The following is a 7,742-nucleotide window of genomic DNA, read 5'->3' as shown; positions in this document are numbered from 1 at the left end:
GCATAGCGGCCGGCTGTCAAGCGATATCGGCCGGCTGCGAAGACCCAAGGCAAATCGCCGAGGCCTGCACCCTCCTGACAGACTGCTGTCAGCAGGGGTGTGCGATGATGCTTTCATCGAAGCAGAGGAGACTAGTCATGAACGGTTTTACGATTTTGCGCAGCGTGCAGCATTATGTCGGCAAGATCCGCACGATGCGCAACGAAATCCGCACCCAGCGGTTCATGAACGAATTGCCGGCGGACCTCCGCAAGGACATCGGCTGGCCGGACATGTACGCCAGCGGCCGCAGGAACGACAACTGAGGCGATTTTTTGCGGTCAAGATTGGATACCAGCGCTGCAGTTCCCAGATGTAAGTGGCGGGCCTGCCAAAAGCTCCTGACAGTATGTTGTCAGGAGCGGCATGCGATAAAGCGACAAGTTCAGGAGAGACACATGGCCTTCATCCCTGCAAAAGCCTCAGCCTGGTTCGAGATTCCTGTCACCGACATGGCGCGCGCCCGCGCTTTCTATGCGTCGGTGCTGCAGAATGATCTTGCCCTGGAAGAAAGCAGCCCGAACCCGGTCGCCATGTTCAGCGCGCAGGATCGGATGGCATCGGGCCACGTCTACCCCGGAAAGCCGGCAGCACCCGGAACCGGCCCGACCATCCATCTGTCGGTCGCCGCGCCGATCGAGGACGCCATGGAGCGGGTGACGCAAAATGGCGGCCAGGTCGTCTCGCCGGCGATCTCCATTACGGCCGGCACATTCGCCTATTGCCTCGACCCGGACGGCAACAGCTTCGGTCTTTTCGTCTAGGGCCCCCATGGTGAAGAGCTGGAACGACAGGCTGAACACACCGGGCATCAACGGCATCAAGCCGTCGCGGCGCACGGTGGCGGACGTCGTCGAGGGCCAGCCGATGCTGGTGCCGACGGCACGCCAGGTCGATGATTTCATCCGTTCGATTCCCGAAGGCGTGGAGATGGATATCAGAGCATTGCGCACTGCGCTCGCCATCGAGCACGGTGCTGAAGTGACATGTCCGGTCACCATCGGCTATCATCTGCGCACCGTGGCCGAGGCTGCCAACGAGGATCTTCAGCGCGGCATGTCGCTGAGCGACATCTCGCCGTACTGGCGAGTGATCGACGCGAAGACGCCGACAACGAGGAAATTGTCCTTCGGCGCGGAGTTCGTCGCCGCGCAGCGCAAGCGCGAAGGGCTGAAGCCATAATGCATGTCGCCCAAAAGCGGGAAGCGGTTTTGGGATCACGACATGCATAAAGACAATGCCATGTCGCCCAAAAGTGGAAACCGGTTTTGGGACCACGACATGCATAGAGACAACGCCGAGGGACCATACGATGCGCCGCGCCGACAGGCTCTTCCAGATCGTGCAGCATCTGCGCGGTGGCCGTCTGGTCACCGCCCAGAAGCTGGGCACGTGGCTCGAAGTTTCCGAGCGAACCATCTACCGCGACATCGCCGACCTGCAGTCGACCGGGGTGCCGATCGACGGCGAGGCGGGCGTTGGCTACATGATGAGGGAGGGTTTCGACCTTCCGCCGCTGATGTTCACGCGTGACGAGATCGTCGCGCTGGTCGCCGGCGCCCGCATGGTGCGCGCCTTTGGCGGCGCCGCCATGGCGCGCGCCGCCGACGAGGCGCTGGTCAAGATCGGCGCAGTGCTGCCCGACGCCGAAAAGGACCGCATCGCCCGCACCGAGATCCACACGCCGATGTGGGTGGTGAGCGATGCCGCCCGCGAGGCGATCGATCTGATCGAACGCGCCGTGGAAAAACGCCAGGTGCTGACCATCGACTATTCCGACGAGGCCGGCCGCGGCACCGCACGCGACATCAGGCCGCTCGGCCTGTGGTTCTGGGGCAAGGTGTGGACGCTGGTCGCCTGGTGCGAAATGCGCGACGATTTCCGCGCTTTCCGCATCGACCGCATCGCCTCTGTGGTGATTGCAGGCCGCGTCTTCAAGCCGGAGCGCGGCAAGCAGCTCGCCGATTTCTATCGCGCGGTCGAACGCAGCGAGGACTACGGCATGGCGCCGGATCGGGCGGCGCGGACTTGATAGAAAAAACCCGCGCGAAGCGGGCTTTTTCTTGAGAGCGGGTCGTTGGCTTACTCCTCGTCCGCTTCGTCGTCCTTGTCCTTCGACTTCAGCGCCGAAAGCTTGGCGAAGACGGCGCTGGCGTCGAGCTCGGCGTCCTCGTCCTTAGGCCTCTCCGGCGCCGGCACCAGCCGCTCGGTCAATGCCGCCGGCAGCAACGTGTCGCCAGCCGGCTGCGCTTGTTCGCGGCCGCGCGAGGCGCGGTTGACTTCCATGTCGAGGTCGATCTGCGAGGCGAGGCCCAGCGTCACCGGGTCCATCGGCTGCAGATTGGCCGAGTTCCAGTGCTTCCTGTCGCGGATCTGGTCGATCGTCGACTTGGTCGTACCGACGAGGCGGGCGATCTGCGCGTCCTTCAGCTCGGGATGGTTGCGCACCAGCCAGAGGATGGCATTGGGCCGGTCCTGGCGCTTCGACAGCGGCGTATAGCGTGGACCCTTGCGCTTGGATTCCGGCACCCGCACCTTGGGGTCGGACAGCTTCAGCCGATGGTTCGGGTCCTTCTCGGCGCGCGCGATCTCGTCGCGGGTAAGCTGCCCGGTCATGATCGGGTCCATGCCCTTGATGCCCTGCGCCGATTCGCCGTCGGCGATCGCCTTGACCTCGAGCGGATGCAGTCCGCAGAACTGCGCGATCTGCTCGAAGGACAGCGCGGTATTGTCGACCAGCCAGACGGCGGTCGCCTTGGGCATCAGCAGCGTGTTGGCCATTATAAAAATCCTTCTCGTTCGCCCGCGTTCCCGCGCGGGCGGTGGTTTTAGAGCCACCAAAATGGGAAATTCGTGGCCGGTATAACCGCTCTCTTGCCATTTCGCAACGTTTTTGGGCAGCATTCAATCCTGGCGCCACCACGGGCAACCCGGTTTTTCAAAAAATCTCCGACAGTCGGCATTTGCCGATTGTTGGGACCAGGCCTTTCGTCCAGATTTCGGCTTCGATTGCGGTGGCCTGCCCTGAAAAGGGTGGCTGCTGATGATGCGGGGCCAATCGATGATCGAGACCGGACACGCCGTCGCGGCGGAGTTGCTTCCGTTCGCCGTTTCCTATGCTCTGGTGGCAATGCTGCCGGGAGCCAATTTCGCAGTTGTCGCGCAGGCCGGGCTGACCGCTTCGCGCGCGATCGCCCTGTCGGCTGCCACCGGTACCGCCCTTGGCGCGAGCTTGCTGGCGGCCGTCGTCGCCACCGGAGCAGGCATGTTGCCGCCAGGGGGCGTCGCGCACCAGGCGGCTGCCAGCCTCTATGGGGCGATGCTGGTGTTCATCGGCTGGAACTCGATGAGAAGGGCGCTGTCGAGCAGGACCGCGGGGATCAAACAGTCGAAGCCGGCTCCGATCATTCGCCAGTTCCGGCTGGCATTTGTCACGGCGGCTGCAAATCCCGCCACCGCGCTGTTCTTCGCGTCCTCGACGCTGAATTTGGATGTCCACATGTCCGCGATCGCAGTCGCGATGGTGTTTGTTGTTGCGGTCACTTGGTTTGGCCTTGTCGGCCTTTCCATTTCCCAGCCGGCCACGCAGCGATTCTACGGTCGTTTCCGAAAACCTGCTGATATCGTGCTGGGGGGAGCCCTGGTAGCGCTGGGCTTTGCCGCACTTGGCCCCTGAAGCGAAGCATCCGAGCCAACCGATGCAATCGCATGAACTCCCAAAGACAAAGCCCGCCGGACAGCGTCCAGCGGGCTCGGAACCGGCGACGAAAAACTATCAGCGGCGGCTCTGGCTTTTTCGACGGATCCGGCCCTTCGGACCGAACCTGCTCGAAATCAACGCGCCTGACGGGCAATTCTCTCGATATCGCCGCGGTTGATGCCGAGATCGTTGAGCTGACGGGCGTTGAGCTTGTTCAACTCGCGCACGGTCTCGTTGTACATGCGCCAGTTACGGAAAGCGCGGATCGGGTTCATGGCAGTCCTCCATTCGTGGATCATTCGTTTCGATGCCGCTCAAATAGGCATTGCTGCCCAGGAATTGAACAGACGCTTTTGCATGGCCGCAATGCAATTGTTGCAATGCAGCATTAAGCTTTTGTTCAGCCTGTTGGGCGTGCGACTTGGTTCGGTGCGTCAGCCGACGTCGAGCACGATTTTGCCGACATGCTCGCCTTCCTCCATTCGCTCATGCGCCCGCCACGCCTCCTTGAGCGGGAAGATCATGTCCATGACGGGCGCCACCTTGCGCGTGCCGAGCAGTGGCCACACCTGCGCCTCCAGCGCGGCGGCGATTGCCGCCTTGAACTCGACGGTGCGCGGCCTGAGCGTCGAGCCGGTATGGACGAGCCGCTTGACCATGATCTTCGAGAAATCGGCGCTGGCCACCGCCCCGCTCTGCGTGGCGATCTGAACGACGCGGCCTTCCATCGCCGCGGCCTCGTAGTTGCGCGCCACATAGTCGCCGCCGACCATGTCGAGGATGACGTTGGCGCCCTCGCCCCCGGTCGCCTCCTTGACCGCCGCGACGAAATCCTCCTCGCGATAGTTGATCGCGCGGTCGGCGCCGAGCTTCAGGCAGGCGTCGCATTTCTCCTTGCTGCCGGCGGTGGCGACGACATAGGCGCCGAAGGCCGCCGCAAGCTGGATCGCGGTGGTGCCGATGCCTGACGAGCCGCCATGCACGAGCAGCGTCTCGCCTTTCTTCAGGCCGCCGCGCTCAAACACATTGTGCCAGACGGTGAAGTAGTTTTCAGGCACGGCCGCCGCTTCGGTGTGGGTAAAGCCGGCGGGCAGCGGCAGCACGCTGCCGGCATGAACCTTGACATATTCGGCATAGCCGCCGCCCGGCGTCAGCGCGCAGACCCGGTCGCCGACGCGCCAGCGCGATATCTCGTCGCCAAGGGCCGCGACTTCGCCTGCCGCCTCCAGACCGGGCAGGTCAGACGCGCCCGGCGGCGGCGGGTAGGCGCCTTTGCGCTGCTGCACGTCCGGCCGATTGACCCCGGCGGCGCGCACCCGGATCAGGATTTCGCCGGGGCCGGGCATCGGCACGTCACGTGTTTCCGGCTTCAGCACCCGCGGCCCGCCGGGTTCGGAGATTGCAATGGCCGTCATCTTCGCCGGAATCTTCTGTGCGCTCGCCATGAACTGTCCCGTGCCGGTCTAATTGCCGCTGTTTGCATCAGCACCGCTGCCCTATGTATGCTGATTGCCAAATCAGGCAAATGGCCAAACTGAAGTAGCGAACCCGCAATTCACCTCACCAGGGAGGAGCGACGATGGCCATCTTCGACGACGAACCCAAGAAGAAAGCGCGCCCGCACGAGATTGGCCAGGATCTGTCGCTGCTCTCGGTCGACGAACTGTCCGAGCGGATCGGCGTCCTGCGCGATGAGATCGCGCGACTGGAGGCTGAACTCAAGGCCAAGGACACCACCAAGTCGGCGGCCGAGGCGCTGTTCCGCCGCGGATAGTTTCCGCGCAGCGTTTCCGATGCGGAAGCGCCGCCGCCGAAAAGCCTGAAAGCAATCGTCTTCCGACCCTGCACCCAAGCTCCAGCCCGGATCAGCAAATGTTCGCAACATACAGACCGATCCTCTCGCTGCTTCGCGGTACTGCTTTCCTGCTGGCGGCGTCCGGATTGCATGGCCTGCTGCTGCCATTGCGCGGTCAGTTGGAAGGATTTTCGACCGCATCGCTCGGCCTGATGGGCACGGCCTGGGCCGGCGGCTTCGTCACCGGCTGCTTCTTTGCCCCGCGCATCGTGCGCCGCGCCGGCCATGTCAGGGCCTTCGGCGCCTTTGCCGCGTCCGGAGCGATCGTCGCGCTGCTGACCGGGCTGATCATCGATGAATATACCTGGATCCTGCTGCGCGCTTTCACCGGCTTCACCATGGCCGGTGCCTTCATGGTCATCGAAAGCTGGCTGAACGAGAAGGCCACCAACGAGAACCGAGGCACCGTCTTCGGACTCTATATGATGGTGACCTATGCCTCGATCATGGGCGGCCAGATGATCGTTGCCGGCGGCGACGTGAAATCGGCCTCGCTGTTCATGATCACCGGCATCCTGTTTTGCTTGTCGCTGATCCCCACCGCAGTCTCGACACAGTCGCACCCGAAGCCGCTGCAGGACGTCAAGCTCGACGTCAAGGGGCTCTATGCCAATTCGCCGGTGTCGGCGATCGCCTGCGTTCTGATCGGCATCGCCAATGGCGCCTGGGGCACGCTCGGCGCCGTCTACGGCGCCCGCATCGGCATTTCCACCGCCGAGATAGCCCTGATGATGAGCCTGGTGGTCGTCGCCGGCGCCGCCATGCAGCTTCCGGCCGGGCGCCTCTCCGACAAGACGGACCGCCGCTTCGTGCTCGCGGGTGCTGCCTTCGGCGCGGCGTTGTTCGCAATCCTGATCTTTCTGTTCGAACCCCGCTCAAGCGTCTTCGTCATCGTTTTTACCGCCGCCTACGGCGCCTTCGCCTACACGCTCTATTCGATCGCCGTGGCACATGCCAACGACCACGCCAGCGCCGAGGATTTCGTCAAAGTGTCGGGCGGCCTGCTGCTGCTTTATGGTTTCGGCACGATGATCGGTCCGCTGCTGGCCGCCGGCCTGATGGGCTGGATGCGTCCCGAAAGCCTGTTCCTGGCGACCGCGCTCGCGCATCTTTGCCTGGCTGGTTATACGCTGCTGCGCATCAGCCGCCGCGCGCCGGTGCCGATCGAAAACCGCGACGCTTTCAAGACACAGCCGGCCGAGCGTTCACTGACGCCGGAGGCGCTGCGGCTCGACCCGCGCAGAAAAGATGTAACCGACGGTTGAGATTCGAAAGGCTTTGCCTCACAAATAAGGCATGATGTTTTCCGACGCCTTCATGGCGATTGCCGATCCCAACCGGCGCTATCTCTTGGAAGAGCTCCGGCGCGGCCCGAAGACCGTCAACGAACTGGCCGCCGGCTTGCCGGTTTCGCGCCCGGCCGTTTCGCAACACCTGAAGGTGCTGCTCGAGGCCGGATTGGTCAACGCCAAGGCCGAAGGCACAAGGCGCGTCTATACCGTCAGCAATGCCGGCTTCCTGCGGCTCAACCTATGGCTCGACCAGTTCTGGGATGCAGGAGAGCTTGGTTCGCCCGGGGGTTGAAATTCCGCGAAGGCGGCGCCAATCGGTTTCAAGACGGGAGGAACGATGATGGGACGCGAAGCGGCTCTTGCCGCATTGACTGCGGTCAATCTGGTTTTGCTCCCAGGCATCGGGCTGAGGCAGGTTCTACCGGCGAAGGCACAAGACGGCGCAGGCATCCTGCGCGGCAGCGGACTCGAGATTGTCGATCGCGAGGGCCGGCTGCGCTCCAGCATTTCCATTCAGCCAGCGGCGGCGGGCGAGGCCGAAACCGTTTTGTTCCGCCTGATCCCCGAGAACGGCCAGCCCTCGGTCAAGATCAGCGCCTCGGTCACCAGCGCCGGCTTGAGTTTCGTCGGCGGAGACGACAAGAGCTATATCATTATCGAAGCGGAAGGCTCCGAAAGCCAACTCAAGATGATGGAGCTGGACGGCCGCGAGAAACTGGTCGCGCCATAAAGGTGGCGGGCAGGTATCGCTGCGCTTCCTCGATCACGCGGGCCACCGACGGGCGACTTACCATTGCGGCCAAGATGGTGCCCTATCTGGCCCGGGTGTGCGCTACGAGTGCGGCAATAACGGGAC

General features: G+C 63.4%; 12 protein-coding genes. 9 read left to right on the top strand and 3 right to left on the bottom strand.

Annotated elements, in window-relative coordinates; all coding sequences use genetic code 11:
- The 4 genes from MESS2_RS32945 to MESS2_RS09040 all read left to right on the top strand — a co-directional run.
- The coding region (locus MESS2_RS32945) for a hypothetical protein (RefSeq protein WP_209436086.1) at positions 1-305 on the top strand (305 nt) is incomplete at its 5' end.
- Between the two features lie 132 nt (positions 306-437).
- Positions 438-803 carry a VOC family protein gene (locus MESS2_RS09050; protein WP_008873882.1) on the top strand — a complete coding sequence of 122 codons (366 nt, stop codon included), beginning with the start codon at positions 438-440 and terminating at the stop codon, positions 801-803.
- A gap of 7 nt (positions 804-810) precedes the next feature.
- Positions 811-1,221 carry a hypothetical protein gene (locus MESS2_RS09045; protein ID WP_008873881.1) on the top strand — a complete coding sequence of 137 codons (411 nt, stop codon included), beginning with the start codon at positions 811-813 and terminating at the stop codon, positions 1,219-1,221.
- Between the two features lie 130 nt (positions 1,222-1,351).
- Positions 1,352-2,071, top strand: a complete 720-nt coding sequence (locus MESS2_RS09040) for a helix-turn-helix transcriptional regulator (protein ID WP_008873880.1) — start codon at positions 1,352-1,354, stop codon at positions 2,069-2,071.
- Between the two features lie 50 nt (positions 2,072-2,121).
- Here the strand turns inward: MESS2_RS09040 and MESS2_RS09035 are convergent, their stop codons facing one another.
- Positions 2,122-2,820, bottom strand: a complete 699-nt coding sequence (locus MESS2_RS09035; RefSeq protein WP_008873879.1) for a DUF1013 domain-containing protein — start codon at positions 2,818-2,820, stop codon at positions 2,122-2,124.
- Between the two features lie 280 nt (positions 2,821-3,100).
- Between MESS2_RS09035 and MESS2_RS09030 the strand changes: the two genes are divergently transcribed.
- Complete coding sequence (locus tag MESS2_RS09030) at positions 3,101-3,715, top strand: LysE family transporter (protein ID WP_008873878.1); 615 nt, start codon at positions 3,101-3,103, stop codon at positions 3,713-3,715.
- 158 nt (positions 3,716-3,873) lie between these two features.
- Here the strand turns inward: MESS2_RS09030 and MESS2_RS30800 are convergent, their stop codons facing one another.
- Together MESS2_RS30800 and MESS2_RS09025 are read right to left on the bottom strand one after the other, a co-directional pair.
- Positions 3,874-4,014: a DUF1127 domain-containing protein gene (locus MESS2_RS30800; protein WP_008873877.1), complete on the bottom strand. Its 141-nt coding sequence runs from the start codon at positions 4,012-4,014 to the stop codon at positions 3,874-3,876.
- Positions 4,015-4,173: 159 nt separating this feature from the next.
- Positions 4,174-5,184, bottom strand: coding sequence for an NAD(P)H-quinone oxidoreductase (locus tag MESS2_RS09025; RefSeq protein WP_008873876.1), 1,011 nt, complete (start codon positions 5,182-5,184; stop codon positions 4,174-4,176).
- A gap of 134 nt (positions 5,185-5,318) precedes the next feature.
- On the opposite strand from MESS2_RS09025, the gene MESS2_RS09020 reads away from it, so the two are divergent.
- From MESS2_RS09020 to MESS2_RS09005, 4 genes are all read left to right on the top strand, one after another.
- Positions 5,319-5,513: a DUF1192 domain-containing protein gene (locus tag MESS2_RS09020; protein ID WP_008873875.1), complete on the top strand. Its 195-nt coding sequence runs from the start codon at positions 5,319-5,321 to the stop codon at positions 5,511-5,513.
- A gap of 98 nt (positions 5,514-5,611) precedes the next feature.
- Complete coding sequence (locus tag MESS2_RS09015) at positions 5,612-6,859, top strand: MFS transporter (RefSeq protein ID WP_008873874.1); 1,248 nt, start codon at positions 5,612-5,614, stop codon at positions 6,857-6,859.
- A 31-nt stretch (positions 6,860-6,890) separates the two neighbouring features.
- Entirely contained in the window at positions 6,891-7,178 is a 288-nt protein-coding gene (locus MESS2_RS09010) for an ArsR/SmtB family transcription factor (RefSeq protein ID WP_008873873.1), read from the top strand.
- A 45-nt stretch (positions 7,179-7,223) separates the two neighbouring features.
- A complete protein-coding gene (locus MESS2_RS09005; protein WP_244439919.1) occupies positions 7,224-7,616 on the top strand; it encodes a hypothetical protein in 393 nt (130 codons plus the stop codon).
- Positions 7,617-7,742 lie beyond the last annotated feature (126 nt).

Source organism: Mesorhizobium metallidurans STM 2683, assembly GCF_000350085.1.
Lineage (GTDB): Bacteria > Pseudomonadota > Alphaproteobacteria > Rhizobiales > Rhizobiaceae > Mesorhizobium > Mesorhizobium metallidurans.
This window is presented reverse-complemented; position numbering and strand designations above follow the sequence as displayed.

Bases quoted from the DNA above. Each gene is read 5' to 3' on its own strand.
- MESS2_RS09050 (WP_008873882.1), top strand. From the start codon at position 438: ATGGCCTTCATCCCTGCAAAAGCCTCAGCCTGGTTCGAGATTCCTGTC.
- MESS2_RS09045 (WP_008873881.1), top strand. From the start codon at position 811: ATGGTGAAGAGCTGGAACGACAGGCTGAACACACCGGGCATCAACGGC.
- MESS2_RS09040 (WP_008873880.1), top strand. From the start codon at position 1,352: ATGCGCCGCGCCGACAGGCTCTTCCAGATCGTGCAGCATCTGCGCGGT.
- MESS2_RS09035 (WP_008873879.1), bottom strand. From the start codon at position 2,820: ATGGCCAACACGCTGCTGATGCCCAAGGCGACCGCCGTCTGGCTGGTC.
- MESS2_RS09030 (WP_008873878.1), top strand. From the start codon at position 3,101: ATGATCGAGACCGGACACGCCGTCGCGGCGGAGTTGCTTCCGTTCGCC.
- MESS2_RS30800 (WP_008873877.1), bottom strand. From the start codon at position 4,014: ATGAACCCGATCCGCGCTTTCCGTAACTGGCGCATGTACAACGAGACC.
- MESS2_RS09025 (WP_008873876.1), bottom strand. From the start codon at position 5,184: ATGGCGAGCGCACAGAAGATTCCGGCGAAGATGACGGCCATTGCAATC.
- MESS2_RS09020 (WP_008873875.1), top strand. From the start codon at position 5,319: ATGGCCATCTTCGACGACGAACCCAAGAAGAAAGCGCGCCCGCACGAG.
- MESS2_RS09015 (WP_008873874.1), top strand. From the start codon at position 5,612: ATGTTCGCAACATACAGACCGATCCTCTCGCTGCTTCGCGGTACTGCT.
- MESS2_RS09010 (WP_008873873.1), top strand. From the start codon at position 6,891: ATGATGTTTTCCGACGCCTTCATGGCGATTGCCGATCCCAACCGGCGC.
- MESS2_RS09005 (WP_244439919.1), top strand. From the start codon at position 7,224: ATGATGGGACGCGAAGCGGCTCTTGCCGCATTGACTGCGGTCAATCTG.